Here is a 20,456-nt window from a genome sequence, read left to right on the forward strand (position 1 = left end):
CCCGCACCTGACACGTGTCACAACATGACCCTGGCCGGTTACTTACCGGTCGGTAGTCGGTTGTCCTCAGCGTGGAGGTCTCGTGTCCCGTCGTACCGCATCCCGTCGTGCCCTCTCCCGCGCCCGCGCCCCGCTCGCCCTCGCCGTGGGCGCCGCCCTGGCCGCGCCCCTCGCGCTCGCCGCTCCGGGGCCCGCGAGCGCCACGGGCCGGTACACGGTCACCGCGCTGAAGTTCACGCTCGACGCGGGCGGCAGGAAGTGCACCGTCGACGCCGACCTCTACCGCCCCGCCGGGGTGGACGCCGCGCACCCCGCCCCCGCCGTCCTGACCACCAACGGCTTCGGCGGCAGCAAATCGGATGGCGGGACCGCGGCCACCGGCAAGGCCTTCGCCGAGCGCGGCTATGTCGGGCTCGTCTACTCCGGGCTCGGCTTCGGCAAGTCCGGCTGCCTGATCTCCCTCGACGACCCGGAGACCGACGGCAGGGCGGCCTCCGGGCTCGTCGACTTCCTCGCGGGCAAGCGCGCGGCCGACGACGGCACGACGGTCGACTACGTCACCAGGGACGCCGGGGCCGACCCGCGCGTCGGCATGATCGGCGGTTCGTACGGCGGGGCGATCCAGATGGCGACGGCCGCCGTGGACCGCCGGGTCGACGCCCTCGTACCGATGATCACCTGGAACGACCTGAGCTACTCGCTCGACCCGAACAACGCCTCCGACCGCAGCGTTCCGGGCGCGTCCAAGTGGCAGTGGATGAACGGCTTCTACCTCATCGGCGAGGGCCAGCCGCTCCTCGAACCGAGCCTGGACCCCTCCCGCATCAACTCCCTCACCTGCCTGCACTTCGCCACGCAGGCCTGCGAGACGATCCGTACGCTCAACTCCGGGCGCTACCCCGCCGACAAGACCGAGGCCTTGCAGGAGTATGCGCGCAGCGTCTCGCCCGTCTCCTATCTGCCGCGGGTCAAGGCGCCGACGCTGCTGATCCAGGGCCAGGCCGACAGCCTCTTCAACCTCAACGAGGCGCAGGCGACGTACGAGACGCTCAAGGCGCAGGGCACCACCGCCAAGATGATCTGGCAGTCCGCGGGCCACAGCGGCGGGCTCACCGACCCGGCGTCCGGTGAGCTCAACCTCTCCGAGGGCAACCTGGAGACGAGCTACGTCGGCAAGCGCGTCCTCGCGTGGTTCGACCGCTACCTCCGCCAGAACAAGGCCGCCGACACCGGACCCGCCTTCGCCTACCACCGGGACTGGGTCCCCGCCGACAGCGGCCCGAACGGCTCCTACGCGACCGCCGCGCAGGTGCCCGCCCTGAGCCAGAAGCTGTATCTGTCCGGCGACGGCAAGCTCGTCGACCACCGCAAGAAGGTCGCCCGCGGCAGCCGCGAGTACCGGAACTGGCTGATCCCCACGAGCCACTCCGAGAGCTCCCTCGCCGGACTCATCGGCCTGCCCGACCCCGCGCCGCACGACACCAAGGGCACCTACCTCGACTGGACGACCGAGCCGCTGCCCGCCGCCGTGGACGTCGTCGGCTCCGCGAAGGCCACCCTCAAGGTCGTCTCGCCCCGGACCGAGAAGGTGCAGAACTCCGGCGACGCGGCCGACAAGCTGGTCCTCTTCGCCAAGCTGTACGACGTCGCCCCCGACGGCAGGAAGACGCTCGTGCACCGGCTCGTCTCGCCCGTGCGGGTGCCGGACGTGACGAAGCCGTTCACGGTGTCGTTGCCGGGGATCGTGCACCGGTACGAGGCGGGGCACAAGCTCCGGTTCGTGGTGGCGGCGAGCGACGACGCGTACGGCGGGAACCGGGGCGTGAAGCCGGTGACCGTCACCAGCGCTCCCGGGGACACCGGCGTGCTGAAGCTGCCCGTCGTCCGCTGACGCTGCCCGGGACTCACCCGTACGGCCCACACCGGCGCCCCGCAGGGGCATCCACCGCGCGCGAACCCGGCCCAGCCGCCCATGCTGGTGACCGGGGGAGGCCGGTCGAAGCTCCGACGGAAGGACCACGCATGAGCCCCAACACCTCCTCGGGCGGCTCCAAGGGCGATTCCAAGGGCGGCGTCGGCGGTTTCCTGACGCCCGGCAGGATCGTCGTCCTGGTGGTCGCCGTCCTCACGCTGGTCTTCATCTTCGAGAACACTGGCCACACCAAGATCAGACTGCTGATCCCCGAGGTGACCATGCCGCTGTGGGTGGCGCTGCTGGGCACCGGCCTGATCGGCGCGCTGTGCGGGGCGTACTTCGTCCGGCGGCGCAGGTGAGAGCGGCGCAGGTGAGAGCGGGGCTGGTGGGGGCGGGGTTCCGGCCGGGCAGCGAGTAGCGTGGCCCGATGCCCGACACCACCCGCCCCCTGGCCGAGGGACCCCACACGGTCATACGTCCCTACACCTACGCCGACGGCCCCGAGTTCACCGCACGCGCGCGCGAGAGCCGGGAGCTGCACAGCCCCTGGCTCTTCCCGCCCACCACGGACAAGGCGTACCAGGCGTACGCGGGCGCGCTGATCGAGGGCCGGGGCAGGGTGGGGTTCCTGGTCTGCGAGCGGGGCGGTGAGCGGGGCCGCGGGAGCACGACCGGCGGCGCCATCGCCGGGTTCGTCAACATCAACAACATCGTCGAGGGCGCCTTCCTGTGCGGGGCACTGGGATACGGCGCCTTCGCGCACGCCGCGGGCCGCGGTCTGATGAGCGAGGGGGTCGGACTCGTCACGCGGTACGCCTTCGACGTCCTGAAGCTCCATCGCCTGGAGATCAACGTCCAGCCCGGCAACACCGCCTCGATCGCCCTCGCCCGCCGCTGCGGCTACCGCCTCGAAGGCTTCTCGCCGGACTTCCTCCACATCGACGGGGCCTGGCGCGACCACGAACGATGGGCGCTGACCGCCACGGAGTAGCCGCGCCGGGGCCGCCCCGCGCGCTTTTGCGTAATCCTGACTTGGATAGCCCCTGGTCGGGACGGCGCCGACCGTGTTCCATGGTGATCGTGACGACCACCGTGCGACGTGACGTACTGACGCTGCCCGCAGCCCCGTTGGGCCCCGAGAACCCCCTGCCGCCGCTGCGGCCGCTGCGCGAAGTGCACACCCTGGACGAGCGCGGCAGAGAAGGGCTGCCGCGTGACATGGCCCGGCAGTTGGGGTACGAGCCGCTGCGTGGTGTCCTGCCGACGCGGGTCCTGGATGGGTACGGGCGCGAGCGGACCGACACGGCGATCGACACGCTGGTCATCGAGAACGACCGGCTGCGCGCCACCGTCCTGCCGGGCTTCGGCGGCCGTGTCCACTCCCTCTTCCACAAGCCGACAGGGCGCGAACTCCTCTACCGCAACCCGGTGTTGCAGCCCGCCGCCTTCGCGCTCAACGGCGCCTGGTTCTCCGGCGGCATCGAATGGAACATCGGCGCCACCGGCCATACGACCCTCTCCTGCGCCCCGCTGCACGCCGCGCGCGTGACGGCGCCCGACGGCGGCGAGATGCTGCGGCTCTGGGAGTGGGAGCGGCTGCGCGACGTGCCGTTCCAGGTCGACCTGTGGCTGCCCGAAGGCTCCGACTTCCTCCACGTCGGGGTGCGCGTCCGCAACCCGCACGAGAAGGCGGTGCCGGTCTACTGGTGGTCCAACATCGCGGTGCCCCAGGAGCGCCGCGTCATCGTCCCGGCCGACGAGGCCTGGCACTTCGGGTACGCGGGGGGCCTGCGCAAGGTGCCGGTGCCGGTGACCGACGGGGTCGACCGGACGTACCCGCCGCGCAGCGAGTACGCCGCCGACTACTTCTACGACGTACCCGACCGGGCACGCCGCTGGATCGCCGCGCTCGACGACGACGGGCACGGCCTCGTCCAGACTTCCACCGACCTGCTGCGCGGCCGCAAGCTCTTCGTGTGGGGGTCGGGCACGGGCGGACAGCGCTGGCAGGAGTGGCTGACGGAGCCGGGCACCGGCGGGTACGCGGAGATCCAGGCGGGCCTGGCGCGGACCCAGCTGGAGCACGTACGCCTGGACGCCGAGAGTGAGTTCGCGTGGCTGGAGTCGTACGGGCCGCTGTCCGCTGAGCCGGGTCCCGTGCACGGCGGCGACTGGCGGGCCGCGCGCGAGGAGGTGCGGGCCCGGCTCGCGGACGCGCTGCCGCGGGTGGCCGTGGAGGAGGCGTACGACGCGTGGCGGCCGTGCGCGGACACCGAGCCCGGAGAAGTGCTCGCCACCGGGTCCGGCTGGGGCGCGCTCGAAGTCCTGCGCGCCGCGTACAAGGTGCCGGGCACGCCGTTCCCCGAGTCCACGCTGGGCCCCGAACAGGAGCCGTGGCTCGAGCTGTTGCACTCCGGGGCCGTCCCGGAGCCGCGCCGTGTCGCGCCGCCGGGGCCGACCCTGGTGGCCCCGCACTGGCGGGACATGCTGGAGACGGCGCCCGCGCGGCCGGTCGCCGAGTACCACCTGGGCGTGGCCCAGTGGCATGCGGGGGACCGGGCGCAGGCGGTGCGCAGCTGGGAGCGCGGCCTCGAACTCGCCCCGTCGCGCTGGCCGTTGCTGCGGTGCCTCGCCGTCGCCGACCAGGACTCGGGCCACATCGAGCGCGCCGCCGACCGGTACGCGGAAGCCTTCGACGACCTGTGCCAGGAGCGGCGCGACGACGGTGTCCTGTGGACGTCGGCGAGCGCGGCCCTCGGCAGGGAGGCGATAGCCGTCCTCCTCGCGGCCGGCCGGCAGGACGCGGCGCGCGGCGTGTGGGACCGCCTGCCGCCGTCCACGCGCGCGGAGGGCCGCTTCCGCCTCGTCGAGGTCCAGCTGCTCCTCGCGCAGGGGGAGCGGGACGCGGCCCGTGCGATCTTCGACGAGGGCTTCGAAGTGCCCGACCTGCGCGAGGGCGCCGAAGTGCTCGGCGAACTGTGGCGCGAGACGACCGACGAGGAAGTGCCCGCCAGGTACGACTACCGGATGCGGGCGGCGCCGGAGGAGTGAGGGTACCCGGGGGCGGGGCAGCCGCCCCCGGGTGGTCGTTACGCCAGCTCGCCGTTCCTGGCCACGACACGGCCGCCGTGCACCACCATGTCCCGCTGCGGCATGTCCACCAGGACCTGCGGCACGCCCTCGCCGCGGACGAGGACGAAGTCGGCGGGGGCGCCGGGCTTCAGGTCCGCGTGGTCCAGGCCCATCACGTCCGCGCCGCCGTGCGCGCCCACGTCGTAGCAAGCGGCCAGTTCGTCGTCGAGGCGGACGTCGGTGACCCAGCCGAGGATGTGCGCGCGGTGCAGCATGTCCGCGTTGCCGAACGGGCTCCACGCGTCGCGCACCCCGTCCGAGCCGAGCCCGACCCGCACCCCGTGCTCGCGCAGCTTCGCGATCGGCAGGACGAGGGACTCGTTCGGCGCGACCGTCGTCAGGGAGATGTCCTGCTCGCCCAGGTCGGCCGCCATCTCGCCCAGGTCGCCGTCGGAGAGGTTCGGCAGGCAGAAGACGTGGCTGACCGTGACCTTGCCGCGCAGGGAGAGCGCCTTGGTGCGCTCGATGATGGCCCGCAGGACCTTCGTGCCCTTCTCGTCGCGGTCGTGCAGATGGATGTCCACGCCGACGCCGTGACGGTCCGCGAGACCGAAGACCAGGTCGAGCTGCTCGTCCATGGCGTTGTCGAAGCTGATCGGGTCGATGCCGCCGACCAGGTCGATCGCGCCGGAACGCGCCGCTTCCTCCAGAAGCTCCGCCGTGCCGGGGGTGCGGATCACGCCGTGCTGCGGGAAGGCCACGATCTGCACGTCGAGGGCGTGCCCGAGGCGCTTTCGGGCCGCGTTCACGCCCTCGACCCCGGCGAGGTCGTAGGCGGGTGCCACGTCCACATGGGCGCGCATCGCGCGGGTGCCGCGCGTGACGGCGTGCGACATCAGGCCGTACGCCCGCTCGCCGACCGGCCGCTTCTGGCTCTTGAAGATCTCCACGTCCTGCTCGCAGTAGTCGGCGATGCCGCTCGCCGGCTTCCGCGTCACCCAGGAGCTGCCCCACGTCGTCTTGTCCGGGTGGATGTGGGCGTCCACGAGCGAGGGCAGGGCGACACGACCGCCGCCGTCGATCACCTCGGCGCCCTTGGGCGCCCGGCCTTCCGTGATCCGGCCGTCGACCACCGTGAGGTCCACGGGGGTCTTCGCGCCGAAGGGACGGACGTTGCGGAACACCACGGCCCGGGGGTGCTTGCCGTTGCCGCCGCCGGAAGCGGCGGAGGCCGGGGACGCGGCCGAAAGGGCTGCTCCGGTGCCCGCGAGGGCGGCGGCGCCGGCGAGTATGCCGCGACGGGAGAGAGGCGTCATGGAGGTCTCCTTCAGGGGTGTGAACTCGGCGGGGTTCAGAGCGCGACGCCCGAACGCACCACGCGTACGGGCTTCTTGAGAACCGTCACGTCGGACAGCGGATCGCCGTCCACGAGGAGCACGTCACCGGCGAAGCCGCGCGCCAGACGGCCCGCCGTGCGCTCCAGGCCGAGCAGCTTCGCGGCACCGGTGGTGGCCGTGCGGATCGCGTCGAGCGCGGAGAGCCCGGCCGCGTGCATCAGCTCCACCTCGCGGCCGATGGGCTTGATCTTGCCGCCGGAGGAGTCGGTGCCCGCCGCGAGCGGCACGCCCATCTCGTGCGCGGCGAGCACGGCCCGCTTCAGGACCGGCAGGTACTGACGGCCGCGCTCGGCGAGCACGGGGTCCGACGACTCGGCGAGACCGGCGATCGCGGTGAGGGTCGGCGTGAAGTACGTGCCCCTGCGCCGCATCTCGTGCAGGGTGTGCTCGCCGACGAACGCGCCGTGCTCCAGGGAGCGGATGCCCGCCATGACGGCGTCGTGGCAGCCCTTCTCGCTGTAGCTGTGGCAGAGCACGCCCTTGCCGCCGCGCCGGGCCGCCGCGACCACGGCCGACAGCTGCTCGCGGTCGTACACCTGGGCCAGCGGGTCCTGCTCGGGCAGGCCCGCGCGCTCGTTGACGCGGGTCTTGATGACGTCGGCGCCACGGGCGAGGTTGACCTCGACGACGCGGCGCAGCGCCTCGGGGGAGCGCACGCCCTCACGCAGCCTGGCCAGCGGGGTCAGCTCCGGGTCGGCGAGGATCGTGTCGCCGAGGTCGGGCGTGACGAAGATTCCGGCGGCGCGCAGGCGGGGTGCCCGGCCGGGCGCCTGGCGGGCCAGTTCGCGTACGGCGATGTCCTGGTAGAAGTTGGTCGAGCCGCTGCGGGCGCTGGTCGCGCCGAGCCGCACGGCGTCCTGCGCCTCGGCGGCGGTGTTCAGGTGGATGTGCGCCTCGACGAGCCCCGGCAGGATCCAGCGGCCGTGCGCGTTCAGCACCTCGGCCCCTTCGGGCACCTCGGTCCTGCCGCGCCTGCCCGCCGAGCGGACGACGCCGTCCGCGATGACGACCACCGCGTCCTCGGTCACCTCGCCGGTCGCGGGATCGAGGAGCGTGCCGCCCTCGACGACGAGATCGCCGCCGGTCCGCGCCCCCTCGCGCCGTGCGGCGGTGCTCGCGCTCGCCCGGGGTGCGGCGGCGGTCAGCGCGGCCGTCGTCCCGGCGAGCGCCGCCGCACCCGCGAGGACGCCGCGCCGGGTGAGCCGGGAGGAGGGCGGAGGGATGGACTCGACGCACATGGGGCTGCTCCAGGACGGGTTGCGGAGGGAACGCGTCCGCAGTTTGTATACCAAGCTGGAGTGGCCCGCAAGGATGGGCAGGATGAATGCGCAGCTATGTGCCGGTTTATGGCCGATGTAAGTCAGAGCGGTGGTGAAGTTTGAGGGGGTTGGTATACAGCGTTATCGCTGTCGGGCGTCGCCGCTCTCCTCGAACAGTGCCCGCAGCGCGACGGCCTGGCTGTCCCGCACATGCAGCAGCGTGCTCGCCGCGGCCGTCTCCTCGTCGCCGGAGGCGATCAGGCGGTAGATGAGGTCGTGCTGGGCCCGCATGTGATCGGGCTCCGCGCGCATGCCGAACAGGAGCTGGAGCTGCCAGCTCAGCTGCTCCATCGTGCGGGCCAGGAGGGGATTGCCGGAAAGGGTCACGATGCCCTCGTGGAAGGCCGTGTGCGCGGCGACCTCGCGCGGCCCGTCGTCCACGTCCGACGCCCGCTCGGCCTGGCCGAGCGTCGCCCGCAGCGCGGCGAGCTCCGGCGGCTCGTCCGGCGCGCTCGCCGCCACCCGGCGCGCGGAGAGCCGGGACGCCTGGACGGCGAGCGGCTCCCACACCTCGTACAAGTGCCGTACGTCGGAACGCTCCAGGCGGCGCACCCGCACCCCGCTGTGCGGCAGGAGTTCGAGCAGCCCCTCGGCGACCAGCGCGCGCAGCGCCTCGCGGACCGGGACCCGCGACATCCGCAGCTCCTCGGCGACCTCACGCTCGACCAGGCGCGCGCCCAGCGGATAGCGGCGGTCCACGATGCGCTGCCGGACGGCCTCGCGCGCCTGAGCGCTCAGCGACACCCGTTCCGTACCGCCCGCCGTACCGTCCGCCGTACTGCCCGCCACGTGCACCGTCCTCCGTTCGGCCTGCCTGCCGTGGAGGATACGGGCAGAGGAGGATACGGGCAGACCGGTCAGGTCGCCGGGCGCCGGTCCGCGTACTCGAAGACCGTGCCGTCCGGGTGCACCGCGATGAGATTGCGGCCCACCGGCGTCGGCACGGGGCCCGCGATGACCCGGGCGCCGGACGCGTTCAGGACGGAGTACGCCTCGTCGACGTCCGGTACCGCGATCGTCGCCGAGACTTTCCGCAGGATCTCCAGCTCACGCTCGGGCCCGCTCATCAACAGGAAGCAGCCGACCGCCGCGACGGACACGCCCTCCCGCTCGAAGCGCTGCGCGGTATGGCCCGCAAGGCGTTCGTAGAAGGCGACCGAGGACTCCAGGTCCTCGACGCAGATACGCAGCGTGGCTCCCAGGATCTCCATACGGGCGAGCCTAGTTGGCCCGGCCGCCCTCCGTGATCGTTTCGGGCGACTTCCGGGAGTTCCATCCCGTGGCGGCCACCACATCGGCCGCGATGTCCTTGATCTGCCGCCCGTCCGTCGCGACGCGCAGTGTGCCCTCGGCCGCGTGCTCCTCCAGATGCCGGGCCATGAACGCGCTTCTGCGCAGCTGCTGTTGCAGCTCCGAGCCCAGCTCGCGGGCCGTCAGACGCTCCTCGACCGTGGCGTCCGACGCCGTCAGGAGCACCCGGATGACGCGCGGTCCGCGCAACGCACGGGCGAACAGCCGCTCCTCGCTGCCGAGGACGCTCGCCGTGTTCGTGTAGACGAGACGGCGGCAGCCGAGATCCGTGTAGTTCGCCCAGAGCGCCGCGAGGTTGCGCTCGGTGATCAGGGAACGGTCGGGGTCGCCCTCGGGCGCCGGGTGGACCGCGTCCAGGGCATCGCCCTCGATGTACGCGTGCCCCACGTCGGCCGCCCGCAGCAGCGCGGCGACCTCCAGGCCCACCGAGGACTTGCCCGCACCTGAGCGGCCTCCGACGAGCAGTGCTTCCGTTGTGCGCATCGGCCGAGCGTGTCAGGCCGGCGGCTCCTCACGCGACCCGGTATTCCTCGACCTCCTCCGTGCGCCGCAGCTCCAGGCCGTGGCCGACGCCGCCTTCGGGGCGGACGGTGCCGCCCGTCGGGTCGAGGGCGCCGTCGAAGAACATCGACTCGATCCGCACATGGTCGTGGAACCACTCGATGTGCCGCAGATTCGGCACGCAGGCGGCGACCGCGGCATGCGCGTGCGGGGCACAGCGGGCCGAGACCTCGATCCCGTGCGCCTGCGCGAGGGCCGCCGCGCGCAGCCACTCGGTCAGGCCGCCGCAGCGCGTCGCGTCCAGCTGGAGGCAGTCCACGGAAGGGACCATCCGGGCGAAGTACGCCAGCTCGTGGCCGTACCCGCCCGCCGCCACGTCGCAGACCAGCGCGTCCCGCACCAGCGCGAGCCCCCGCAGGTCCTCCTCGGGCACCGGCTCCTCGAACCAGCCCACCCCGTGCTCCGCCAGGACCCGCCCCACCCGGACCGCCTGCTTGCGGGTGTAGCCGCCGCTCGCGTCGACGTACAGCTCGGCGTGCGCGCCGATGACCTCACGCGCGGTGCGCACCCGCAGCAGGTCACGGGTGACCGCACGCCCCCACGCCTCACCGATCCTGATCTTCACGCGGGGTATGCGCTGGCCGTGCACCCAGCCGTTCAGCTGCGCCGCCAGATGGGTGTCGTGGTACGTCGTGAAGCCGCCGCTGCCGTAGACGGGCACCTCGTCGCGGGCCGCGCCCAGGAGACGTACGAGCGGAATCTCCAGGAGGCGCGCCTTCAGGTCCCACAGGGCGATGTCGATCGCCGAGACGGCGCCGGCGGCGGCGCCCGCACGGCCGGTGTCGCGGACCGCCTTCGTCATCGCGGCGTGCGCGGCGGGAATGTCGAGCGCGTCCAGGCCCGTGACGGCCGGGGCCAGCCGCTCGGCCATCAGGGCCACGGTCGACGCGGGAGCGTAGGTCCAGCCCGTGCCCGTGGCGGGGCCCGCGGTCAGCTCGACGAACACGACGGTCGTGCTCTCCCACGCGAAGGTGCCGTCCGCCTCGGGGGCGTCGGCGGGCACCAGATAGGCGGACATGGCGAGGCTTTCGACGGGCACTGCGTCCTTCATGGGGACCGTCCTGGATCACATGCGGAAGTGGGGGGCCGCGGGAGGCGGTGGAAGCGGGCCAGGGCCCCGGCACCTGCGGCGGCGCGTCGTACGGGTATCCCTCTGCCCGGTGCACAAACGGAGTCCGCGCGCCCTCCGGTGCCGGTGTCCGGCCGAGTTTGGCGGCGGTTCGCAGGGGGAACCGAGGGTCCCGCGTGCCGGGGTCGTCGGGAGGCCGCGCGAGCCGGTGAACGACGGCCGGCGCGACCGGCGGCCGTGCCACCGACGGACCGCCGGATCCGACAGCCCACCCCCAGGAGGACCCGCCATGACCACCAGTGAACTCGCCCGGCTCGCCCAGCAGCTGCGGGTCGACTCCGTCCGGGCCGCGGACGCCGCCGGATCGGGGCACCCCACCTCCTCGATGTCCGCCGCCGACCTGATGGCGGTACTCCTTGCGGGTCATCTGCACTACGACTTCGACCGGCCCGACCATCCCGGCAACGACCGCTTCATCCTCTCCAAGGGCCACGCATCGCCCCTGATGTACGCGGCGTACAAGGCGGCGGGCGTGATCACCGACAGCGAGCTGCTGACCTTCCGCAAGCAGGGCAGCCGCCTGGAAGGGCATCCGACGCCGCGCCGCGTTCCCTGGGTCGAGGTCGCCACCGGGTCCCTCGGGCAGGGGCTCCCCATCGGCGTCGGCATGGCTCTCTCCGGCAAGCGGCTCGACCGGATTCCCTACCGGGTCTGGGTGCTGTGCGGTGACAGCGAGCTGGCGGAGGGCTCGGTGTGGGAGGCCGCGGAGCACGCGGGGTACGAGCACCTGGACAATCTGACCGCCGTCGTCGACGTGAACCGCCTCGGGCAGCGCGGCCCGACCCGGCACGCGTGGGACCTGGACGCCTACGCCCGCCGCTTCGCCGCCTTCGGCTGGCACGTCGTCGAGATCGACGGCCACGACCTGGACGACGTCGAGCGCGCCTTCGGCGAAGCCGCCTCCACCAAGGGGCAGCCCACGGTCATCCTCGCCCGCACGCTCAAGGGCAAGGGCGTCGCCTCCGTGGAGGACCACGAGGGCATGCACGGCAAGCCGCTGCCGGACGCCGAAGCGGCGATCGAGGAGCTGGGCGGCGTACAGGACGTGCACGTCGAGGTGCGCAAGCCCGCCGCCGCGCGGGCCCTGCACGCCACCCGCACCGGTCACCTGGAACTGCCGCGCCACGAGGTGGGCGACGCCGTCGCCACCCGCGACGCCTACGGCCAGGCGCTCACCGCGCTCGGGACCGCGCGCGGCGACATCGTGGCCCTGGACGGCGAGGTCGGCGACTCCACACGCACCGAGTACTTCGCCAAGGAGCACCCCGACCGGTACTTCGAGTGCTACATCGCCGAGCAGCAACTCGTCGCCTCCGCCGTGGGCCTCGCGGTACGCGGCTGGGTCCCCTACGCGGCCACGTTCGCCGCCTTCTTCACCCGCGCCCACGACTTCATCCGGATGGCGGCGGTCAGCGGCGCCGGCATCAATCTCGTCGGCTCCCACGCGGGTGTGGCCATCGGTCAGGACGGGCCGTCCCAGATGGGCCTCGAAGACCTGGCGATGCTCCGCGCCGTGCACGGCTCGACGGTCCTGTATCCGTGCGACGCCCACCAGACGGGACGGCTCATCGCGCAGATGGCGGACCTGGACGGCGTGCGGTACCTGCGTACGTCGCGCGGGGACACCCCCGTCATCTACGGACCCGGCGAGGAGTTCCCGATCGGCGGCTCGAAGGTCCTGCGCTCGTCCGACGCCGACCGGCTCACGCTGGTCGCCGCGGGCGTGACCGTGCACGAGGCGCTGACCGCGGCCGAACACCTGGACCGCGAGGGCATCCAGGTGCGCGTCATCGACCTGTACTCCGTCAAACCGGTCGACCGGGCGACCCTGCGCGAGGCGGCGGAGCGCACCGGCTGCCTGCTCACCGTCGAGGACCACCGGCCCGAGGGCGGCATCGGCGACGCCGTCGCGGAGGCCTTCGCCGACGGGGGCCCGGTGCCGCGGCTCGTGCGGCTCGCGGTGAACACGATGCCCGGCTCGGCGTCCCCCGAGGAGCAACTGCACGCGGCCGGCATCGACGCCGAGTCCATCGCGGCGGCGGCGCGGCTGCTCGTGGAGCAGGCGGTCGTGCGGTGAGCCCGGTCCACGTCAGCGCCTGTCCGGCGCCGCGGCCCGCGCCCTGAACCAGGCGTTGGCCGTGGGCCGGAACATCAGGACCATCGCCGTGAGCACCGCGCTGAGATGCAGCACGCGGCTCGCGCCGAACAGGACGTCCACCGCACCCGCGTCCCGGAAGGCGTCACTCAGCGGGTGGTCGGCCAGCCATCCGACGGGCTCGACGACCAGGGACAGCGTGCCGAGGACGCCGAGCCCCGCGGCGAGCGTCAGGCGGGCCCAGTGGTGGCCGCGGCGCAGCTGGACGGCGACCAGGACCGCCGCCGAGAACACGGCCATCCGCAGCAGCAGGCCGCCCGAGAGCTCCCCGGCGGACGCGTCGCCGTCGGCGATCAGCCTGCCCGTCATGAGCACCGTCTCGAAGAAGCCCGCCATGACCGCGGTGATCCAGAGCGCGAAAGCGGCGTGGACGGGCGGGGGAGCGGACGGCAGCGCGCCGCCCGTCCGCTCCCGTCGCGGCTGCACCGGATTTCTCCGCGTTCCGTTCACCATGGCGTGCCTCGCTCACTACGGTCCGACCTGAACCGTTCCCCCGAATCCTTGCGGGGCACGAAGCCCGTGGCACGCCTGCCGGCCCCCGTCCTCAGGTGTTGTCAGCACCCCGGCGCAGCATGAAAGGAACCCCACATGACCAGCGCGCGAACGCTGCGGGCGGGACGCCGCACCGTACAGCTGCACCGCCCCGACAAGGTCCTCTTCCCGCCCGGCGACAAGGAGGACCACCCGAGGTACACCAAGAGCGACCTCGCCGACTACTACCGGGCCGTCGCTCCATTCATGCTGCCCCACCTGCGCGGCCGTCCCCTGATGCTGGAACGGCACCCGGACGGCGTCGACGGGCCCCGCTTCATGCAGAAGGACACCCCCGACCACTACCCGGACTGGATCACCCGCGCCGAGGTCGCCAAGGAGGGCGGCACCGTCACGCACACCGTGTGCGACGACACCGCCACCCTCCTCTACCTCGCCGACCAGGCCTGTCTCACCCTGCACCGCTGGATGTCCCGGGTCGGCGGCGGCGGTGTCGACCACCCCGACCGGCTGGTCTTCGACCTCGACCCGGCCAAGGACGACTTCGGGCCGGTGCGCGAGGCGGCACGGCTCACCGGCGAACTGCTCGACCACATCGGCCTTCCGTCCGCCCTGATGACCACGGGCTCGCGCGGACTGCACGTCATCGTGCCCCTCAACGGCCGCCACGACTTCGACGAAGTACGCGACTTCGCCAAGGACGTCGCCGAAACCCTCGCCCTGGCCCACCCCGAGCAGCTCACCACGGCCGCCCGCAAGAAGGACCGCGGCGACCGTCTCTACCTCGACGTCCAGCGCAACGGCTACGCGCAGACCGCCGTCGCCCCCTACTCGGTCCGCGCCAAACCGGGCGCCCCGGTGGCCGCGCCCGTGGCCTGGGACGCCATCGACGATCCCGCGCTCTCGGCCCGCCGCTGGACCATCGCGGACGCCGTCGAGCAGGCGCGCACCGACCCGTGGGCGGGCCTCCTGCGCTCGGGGCGCGCCCTGGGCCCGGCCCGCCGCAAACTGCGCGCGCTGCGCGGCTGAGGTTTGGCACCGGCGGGCGGGGTCACTCGGAATCCTTGCGGTGGAGTGAGGAGCGAGATCAGTGAGCACCTACATTTACGGCATCGTCGCCGGACCGCACCCGGATCTGCCGGACGGCACGGGCGGCATCGGCACACCGCCTCTCCCCGTCCGGATGGTGCGGTGCGGGCAGCTCGCCGCGCTGGTCAGCGATGTTCCCGAAGATCTGCGGCCCGGGCGGCGCGACCTGGAGGCGCACCACCGCGTCCTGTTCGAGGCAGGTGCTCCGGGCGCCGTGCTCCCGCTGCGCTTCGGCAGTCTCGCGCCCGACGACGAGGCGGTCCGTACGGTCCTCGCGCGGCGGTACGGGCACTACACGGAGCGGCTGCACGCCCTGGACAGCAGGGTCGAGTACAACGTGAAGGCCTCCCACAACGAACGGGCCGTCCTGCATCAGGTCCTGGGCGAGAACCCGGAACTACGGGCCATGGTCGAGGCCAACCAGCTGCTCGGGGGCGGCAGTCACGAGCAGAAACTGGACCTCGGGGAGAAGGTCGCGGCGACCGTGCGGGCGCGGGAGGCGAGCGACGCCGACCACGTGCGGCGCGCTCTCGAACCGACCACCGAAGCGGTCTGTGCGGGACCCGAGGGGCCGGGCTGGCTCACCGACCTCTCCTTCCTCGTGCACCGCGACTCGGCCGGCGGCTTCCTCTGCGCGGTGGACGAACTCCGCGCGGACCAGCCCCACTTGGACCTGCGGGTGCGGGGCCCGCTGCCCCCGTACAGCTTCGTCGATCCGGGAGCCGTGGCGGGACCGGAGGAGCCCGCGGGCTGAGGCCCGCGGGCTCCTGGACCTGCCGGATGAGTGTGACCTGCCGGACGAGTGTGACCGCGCACGCCGGCCGGCTACCACCGGTACCAGCGGGACCTCGTCCCGGAGGCCGTCGTGCTGCGCATCAGGAATCCGACCAGCCAGATCACGAGCACGGCGACGGCGATCCACCAGAGAACCTTCACGGCGAACCCCGCGCCGAAGAGGAGCAGGGCAAGCAGCAGGACGAGCAGGATGGGAACCATAGTGTCTTACCTCCTGCCGACCCGAGTATCCCCAACTGCCCGCTCTACGCAGGTAATTGACAACCTGTGAGTGCCCTCACGCGTTCTCGGGCGTCCTCAGCCGTCCTCAGCCGTCCTCAGCCGTCCTCGCGCGTCACTTGCGGCAGAGAATCTCCCCGTGCAGCACGGCGAACCAGCCGCCCTCGCGCTCTCCCCACTCCCGCCACGCGTCGGCGATGGCCCGCAGTTCACCGGCGTCGGCATGCCCGCCCTCGACGGCGCGCGCGGCGTACGAGGAGGCGACCGTGCGGTCCGCCCACAGGCCGCTCCACCAGGCGCGCTCCTCCTGCGACGCGTAGCACCAGGTGTCCGCGCTCGCGGTGATGTCCCCGGCCCCGAAACCGGCCTTGAGCGCCCAGGACTTGAGACGGCGACCCGCGTCCGGCTCGCCGCCGTTGGCGCGGGCCACCCGCAGATACAGCTCCAGCCAGTCGTCCATGACGGGGGAGGAGGGGTACCAGGTCATCGCCGAGTAGTCCGCGTCGCGGGCCGCGATGATGCCGCCCGGCGCGCAGACCCGCCGCATCTCGCTCAGGGCGCGCACCGGGTCGCCGACGTGCTGGAGCACCTGATGGGCATGGACGACGCAGAACGTGTCGTCCGGATAGTCCAGGGCGTGTACGTCGGCGACCGCGAACTCCACGTTCTCCAGGCCACGTTCGGCCGCCGTCGCGCGGGCTCGGTCCAGGATGCCGGGTGCGTGGTCGACGCCCGTGACATGGCCGTCGGGGACCAGCTCGGCCAGGTCGGCGGTGATGGTGCCGGGGCCGCAGCCGATGTCCAGGATCCGCATGTGCGGCTTCACCGATCCGACGAGATAGGCGGCCGAATTGGCGGCGGTCCGCCAGGTGTGGGAGCGCAGCACGGACTCGTGGTGTCCGTGCGTGTATACGGCGGTCTCCTCCGGCATGGCGGGACTCCTTCGCGTTCGCTGCCGCTCGCTGCGGTGCACCGAACGCTACGCCGCCATGTCGAATAATGAGACCCGTGTATCAATATGTGGTCAACGCCCTGTGTTCACCGCCCTGCGGGGAGGGGTCGGTACACGGTCAGCGCCTCGGGCAGCTTGTCGATGAGCAACCCGTCGCGTACGGCGGTCACTTCACCGTCGTACGTCGCCACGGTCCCCTCCTCCAGGCCGTCGACGCGCAGCCCGGACAGCCGCGCGGCGGCCTGCGCGGGCGAGCGCCTGAGCGGCCCCGCGAGCGCCGCGGCGAGCAGTCGCGTGCCCGGCTTGCGGCCGCCGTGCACGATGCGTACATCGAGCAGCCCGTCGGCCAGGTCGAGCCTGCGACCCGGGGTGAAGCCGAGCCGGTGATAGGTGCAGTTACCGGCGAAGAGCAGCCACAACGCCCGCTGCCTGCCGCGGAATTCGGCGCTCAGCGGCTGCCGGTCGGAGTGCAGGAGCCGGGCGGCGGCGAGGACCGCGGCGGCCCGGCTGCCGATGCGGTGGGCCCAGTGGTCGCGCAGCCGCACCAGCTCGGGGTAGACGCCCAGGCTGAAGGTGTTGAGGAAGTAGCCCTGCGGGCCGCCCTCGGAGCTGAAGCGCCCCACGTCCACGGCGACCGCGTCGCCCGCCTCGACGGCCCGGCACAGATCCCGCGGGTCCTCGACCCCGATGTCGTACGCGAAGTGGTTGAGGGTGCCGCCCGGCAGGACCGCGAGCGGCAGCCCGTGCCGCAGGGCCACCGGCACCGCGGCGTTGACGGTGCCGTCCCCGCCGCACACCCCGAGCACGCGTGCCCGCCCGGCGGCCTTCTCCAGCTCGGCCCCCAGCTCCTGTGGCCCGCACCGCACGACCTCGGCGAGCGGCAGCGCCTCCAGCAGCGCCTCGGTGCGTTCCGGGGCACGGGCGGCGGTGTTGGCCAGGAGCACCAGGCCTTCGCCGCCCCGCAGCGCGGGGGCGTCGACCCGGGGCCTGCCCGGCGGCGGCAGCAGATCCCTGGTCGGCACCATGCCGCGCACCGCGAAGGCCGCACCGGCGCCGAGCGCGGCCCCCGCGAGGACGTCGCTCGGGAAGTGCACGCCGGTGTAGACGCGGGACAGCGCGACGGCGGCGGCGACGGGAGCGACGCCCGCGCCCCACCCCCGCGACTCCAGCGCGACACCGGTGGCGAAGGCGGCGGCCGACGCGGAGTGCCCCGAGGGGAAGGACGTGGTGACCGGCTGGCGCTTGAGCTGACGCATCAGCGGCACCCCGTCCAGCAGCGGCCTCGCCCGGCGCACCGAGCGCTTGCCCAGGGTGTTGACGGCGGCGGAGGCGAGCGCGAGGGACGAGCTCCCGCGCAGCGCGGCACGCCGGGCGCGGGGCGAGCCGGTCGCCGCTATCCCGGCGGCCACACCGAACCAGAGCAGTCCGTGGTTCGCGCTGCGGCTGAGCCGGGGCAGGAAGCGGTCGGCGCCCGGCCAGTGCCGGGTGGCGACGGCGTCGAAGGTCCGGTGGTCCAGGGCGATGAGACGGGTTCGCAGAGGCATGGACGGCGAGTACCCCGGAGGGCGGGTTCCTCGCCCGCGCCGCCGGATACGTCGCAAAGCGCCGCCCGATACGTCGGAAAACCGACCCACCCGGCGTCCGGCGGGCCGGGAAAGCGGGACCCGGCCAGGGAGAGGGGAGGCGAAACGCATTTGCAGCAACGTGCACCGCCCACGGACAATCCCCGCATGGGACATCTGGAAGCCGCGCACATCGAGTACTACCTGCCGGACGGCCGAGCCCTGCTCGGCGATGTCTCCTTCCGGGTCGGCGAGGGCGCCGTCGTCGCCCTGGTCGGGGCCAACGGCGCGGGCAAGACCACGCTGCTCCGCCTCATCTCCGGCGAGATCCAGCCGCACGGCGGCACCGTCACCGTCAGCGGCGGCCTCGGCGTCATGCCGCAGTTCGTGGGCTCCGTACGCGACGAGACGACCGTGCGCGACCTGCTCGTCTCCGTGTCCAACACCCGTATCCGCGAGACCGCGAAGGCCGTGGACGTCGCCGAGCACCTGATCATGACCGTCGACGACGAGGCCGCCCAGCTCCAGTACGCCCAGGCGCTCTCCGACTGGGCCGAGGCGCACGGCTACGAGGCCGAGACGCTCTGGGACATGTGCACCACCGCCGCGCTCGGCATCCCGTACGACAAGGCGCAGTTCCGCGAGGTCCGCACGCTCTCCGGCGGCGAGCAGAAGCGCCTGGTGCTCGAAGCCCTGCTGCGCGGCGGCGACGAGGTGCTGCTCCTGGACGAGCCGGACAACTATCTCGACGTACCGGGAAAGCGCTGGCTCGAGGAGAAGCTGAAGGAGACGCGCAAGACCGTCCTCTTCGTCTCGCACGACCGCGAACTCCTCTCCCGCGCCGCCGAGAAGATCGTCAGCGTCGAGCCGGGGCCCGCGGGCGCCGACGCCTGGGTGCACGGCGGCGGCTTCTCCACCTTCCACGAGGCGCGCAAGGAGCGGTTCGCGCGCTTCGAGGAGCTGCGCAGGCGCTGGGACGAGAAGCACGCCCAGCTGAAGAAGCTGGTGCTCAGCCTGCGCCAGGCCGCGTCCGTCAGCCATGAGCTCGCCTCGCGGTACGCCGCCGCGCAGACCCGCCTGCGCAAGTTCGAGGAGGCGGGGCCGCCGCCCGAGCCGCCGCGCGAGCAGGACATCACCATGCGCCTGCACGGCGGACGCACGGGCATCCGGGCGATCACCTGCAAGGGCCTTGAGCTGACCGGCCTGATGAAGCCGTTCGACCTGGAGGTCTTCTACGGCGAGCGGGTCGCCGTCCTCGGCTCGAACGGCTCGGGCAAATCGCACTTCCTGCGCCTTCTGGCGGGCGGCGACGTCGCGCACACCGGCGAGTGGAAGCTCGGCGCGCGGGTCGTGGCGGGCCACTTCGCGCAGACCCACGCCCACCCGGAGCTCTTCGGCCGCACGCTGCTCGACATCCTGTGGCGCGAGCACGCCCAGGCCAAGGGGCCCGCCATGGCGCGCCTGCGCCGCTACGAGCTCACCGGGCAGGCCGAGCAGCGTTTCGAGCGGCTCTCGGGCGGCCAGCAGGCGCGCTTCCAGATCCTGCTCCTGGAGCTCGAGGGCTCCACGGCCCTGCTGCTCGACGAGCCCACGGACAACCTCGACCTGGAATCGGCCGAGGCGCTCCAGGACGGCCTCGAGGCGTACGAGGGCACGGTGCTCGCCGTGACGCACGACCGCTGGTTCGCCCGCTCGTTCGACCGCTATCTCGTCTTCGGCAGCGACGGTCTCGTGCGCGAGACGCAGGAGCCGGTGTGGGACGAGCGGCGGGTGGAGCGCGCGCGGTAGCGCCATCCGGCTGCGGCGGGACGGCAAGCGGTAGCGCCTCCCGGCGCCGGGAGGACAATGGCGGGTATGGCAGACACGACTGGCACACCGGGCCCGCCCGACCAGGCGGGCCACTCGCTCCTCGCCCGGCACGCGGCCGCCCTCGACCTGTTCACCGACCGCGTGCACGCGGTCGGCGGCGACCAGTGGGACGCGGACACGCCGTGCACCGACTGGTCCGTGCACGACCTCGTCAACCACCTCACCACCGAACAGCTGTGGGTGCCTTCACTCGTTCGTGACGGCGCCACCATCGACTCGGTCGGCGACGCCTTCGACGGCGACATGCTCGGCCCCGACCCGGTGGCCTCCTGGGACACGGCGGCCGAGGCGTCCCGCGAGGCGTTTCGCGAGCCAGGTGCCCTGGACCGCACGGTCCATCTCTCCTCCGGCGCGTCGGACGCGGACTTCTACTGCGGGCAGATGATCAGCGACCTCGTCGTGCACGCCTGGGACCTCTCCCGGGCGATCGGCGCGGAAGAAAAGCTTCCGGATGACCTCGTCTCCTTCTCGCTGCGGGAAATCAAGCCGTACGCTGCGGACTTGGCGAAGACCGGGCTCTTCGCCCCGGCGGTGGAACCACCACAGGGCGCCGACGAGCAGACGAAGCTGCTGAGTCTGCTGGGGCGCGAGGTGTAGCCGCGGGGGAGCACGAGTGGCG

General features: G+C 72.8%; 19 protein-coding genes. 9 read left to right on the plus strand and 10 right to left on the minus strand.

Features of this window, described 5'->3' with window-relative positions:
• Nucleotides 1–145: 145 nt before the first annotated feature.
• The 4 genes from ABZ906_RS03005 to ABZ906_RS03020 all read left to right on the plus strand — a co-directional run bounded on the left by ABZ906_RS03005 (nt 146) and on the right by ABZ906_RS03020 (nt 4,966).
• Nucleotides 146–1,891, plus strand: a complete 1,746-nt coding sequence (locus ABZ906_RS03005) for an alpha/beta fold hydrolase (RefSeq protein WP_361378034.1) — start codon at nt 146–148, stop codon at nt 1,889–1,891.
• 131 nt (nt 1,892–2,022) lie between these two features.
• Nucleotides 2,023–2,274, plus strand: a complete 252-nt coding sequence (locus ABZ906_RS03010) for a LapA family protein (RefSeq protein ID WP_361198069.1) — start codon at nt 2,023–2,025, stop codon at nt 2,272–2,274.
• A 68-nt stretch (nt 2,275–2,342) separates the two neighbouring features.
• Entirely contained in the window at nt 2,343–2,906 is a 564-nt protein-coding gene (locus tag ABZ906_RS03015) for a GNAT family protein (RefSeq protein WP_361376604.1), read from the plus strand.
• An 80-nt stretch (nt 2,907–2,986) separates the two neighbouring features.
• A complete protein-coding gene (locus tag ABZ906_RS03020; RefSeq protein ID WP_361198075.1) occupies nt 2,987–4,966 on the plus strand; it encodes a DUF5107 domain-containing protein in 1,980 nt (659 codons plus the stop codon).
• 38 nt (nt 4,967–5,004) lie between these two features.
• On the opposite strand, the gene ABZ906_RS03025 is transcribed toward ABZ906_RS03020, so the two are convergent.
• From ABZ906_RS03025 to ABZ906_RS03050, 6 genes are all read right to left on the minus strand, one after another.
• Nucleotides 5,005–6,303 carry an amidohydrolase family protein gene (locus tag ABZ906_RS03025; protein WP_361198078.1) on the minus strand — a complete coding sequence of 433 codons (1,299 nt, stop codon included), beginning with the start codon at nt 6,301–6,303 and terminating at the stop codon, nt 5,005–5,007.
• Nucleotides 6,304–6,338: 35 nt separating this feature from the next.
• On the minus strand, nt 6,339–7,622 hold the full coding sequence (locus ABZ906_RS03030; protein WP_361198081.1) for an amidohydrolase family protein: 1,284 nt from the start codon (nt 7,620–7,622) through the stop codon (nt 6,339–6,341).
• Nucleotides 7,623–7,784: 162 nt separating this feature from the next.
• Complete coding sequence (locus ABZ906_RS03035; protein WP_361376607.1) at nt 7,785–8,492, minus strand: GntR family transcriptional regulator; 708 nt, start codon at nt 8,490–8,492, stop codon at nt 7,785–7,787.
• A gap of 68 nt (nt 8,493–8,560) precedes the next feature.
• Nucleotides 8,561–8,914 (minus strand): VOC family protein, encoded by a 354-nt coding sequence (locus tag ABZ906_RS03040; RefSeq protein WP_361198087.1) that lies wholly within the window; start codon nt 8,912–8,914, stop codon nt 8,561–8,563.
• 10 nt (nt 8,915–8,924) lie between these two features.
• Nucleotides 8,925–9,497, minus strand: coding sequence for a hypothetical protein (locus ABZ906_RS03045; RefSeq protein ID WP_361376610.1), 573 nt, complete (start codon nt 9,495–9,497; stop codon nt 8,925–8,927).
• A gap of 28 nt (nt 9,498–9,525) precedes the next feature.
• Nucleotides 9,526–10,626: an enolase C-terminal domain-like protein gene (locus ABZ906_RS03050; protein ID WP_361198093.1), complete on the minus strand. Its 1,101-nt coding sequence runs from the start codon at nt 10,624–10,626 to the stop codon at nt 9,526–9,528.
• A gap of 307 nt (nt 10,627–10,933) precedes the next feature.
• On the opposite strand from ABZ906_RS03050, the gene ABZ906_RS03055 reads away from it, so the two are divergent.
• Nucleotides 10,934–12,781, plus strand: coding sequence for a transketolase (locus ABZ906_RS03055; protein WP_361376613.1), 1,848 nt, complete (start codon nt 10,934–10,936; stop codon nt 12,779–12,781).
• A 12-nt stretch (nt 12,782–12,793) separates the two neighbouring features.
• On the opposite strand, the gene ABZ906_RS03060 is transcribed toward ABZ906_RS03055, so the two are convergent.
• On the minus strand, nt 12,794–13,285 hold the full coding sequence (locus ABZ906_RS03060; RefSeq protein ID WP_361376616.1) for a hypothetical protein: 492 nt from the start codon (nt 13,283–13,285) through the stop codon (nt 12,794–12,796).
• A gap of 162 nt (nt 13,286–13,447) precedes the next feature.
• Here ABZ906_RS03060 and ligD point away from each other — a divergent pair, with 162 nt between their 5' ends.
• A complete protein-coding gene (gene ligD / locus ABZ906_RS03065) occupies nt 13,448–14,380 on the plus strand; it encodes a non-homologous end-joining DNA ligase (protein ID WP_361376619.1) in 933 nt (310 codons plus the stop codon).
• A 61-nt stretch (nt 14,381–14,441) separates the two neighbouring features.
• Nucleotides 14,442–15,194, plus strand: coding sequence for a GvpL/GvpF family gas vesicle protein (locus ABZ906_RS03070; RefSeq protein ID WP_361376622.1), 753 nt, complete (start codon nt 14,442–14,444; stop codon nt 15,192–15,194).
• Between the two features lie 71 nt (nt 15,195–15,265).
• Here ABZ906_RS03070 and ABZ906_RS03075 read toward each other — a convergent pair whose 3' ends face one another.
• The 3 genes from ABZ906_RS03075 to ABZ906_RS03085 all read right to left on the minus strand — a co-directional run bounded on the left by ABZ906_RS03075 (nt 15,266) and on the right by ABZ906_RS03085 (nt 17,950).
• Complete coding sequence (locus tag ABZ906_RS03075) at nt 15,266–15,436, minus strand: hydrophobic protein (RefSeq protein WP_361198108.1); 171 nt, start codon at nt 15,434–15,436, stop codon at nt 15,266–15,268.
• 133 nt (nt 15,437–15,569) lie between these two features.
• On the minus strand, nt 15,570–16,385 hold the full coding sequence (locus tag ABZ906_RS03080) for a class I SAM-dependent methyltransferase (RefSeq protein WP_361376625.1): 816 nt from the start codon (nt 16,383–16,385) through the stop codon (nt 15,570–15,572).
• A gap of 107 nt (nt 16,386–16,492) precedes the next feature.
• The gene (locus ABZ906_RS03085; RefSeq protein ID WP_361376628.1) at nt 16,493–17,950 is read right to left on the minus strand and encodes a phosphatase PAP2 family protein; all 1,458 of its coding nucleotides are present in this window, start codon (nt 17,948–17,950) and stop codon (nt 16,493–16,495) included.
• 186 nt (nt 17,951–18,136) lie between these two features.
• Here ABZ906_RS03085 and ABZ906_RS03090 point away from each other — a divergent pair, with 186 nt between their 5' ends.
• On the plus strand, nt 18,137–19,756 hold the full coding sequence (locus tag ABZ906_RS03090) for an ATP-binding cassette domain-containing protein (protein WP_361376631.1): 1,620 nt from the start codon (nt 18,137–18,139) through the stop codon (nt 19,754–19,756).
• A gap of 66 nt (nt 19,757–19,822) precedes the next feature.
• On the plus strand, nt 19,823–20,434 hold the full coding sequence (locus tag ABZ906_RS03095; RefSeq protein ID WP_361376634.1) for a TIGR03086 family metal-binding protein: 612 nt from the start codon (nt 19,823–19,825) through the stop codon (nt 20,432–20,434).
• Nucleotides 20,435–20,456 lie beyond the last annotated feature (22 nt).

It is taken from the genome of Streptomyces sp. NPDC046925, assembly GCF_040644915.1.
Lineage (GTDB): Bacteria > Actinomycetota > Actinomycetes > Streptomycetales > Streptomycetaceae > Streptomyces.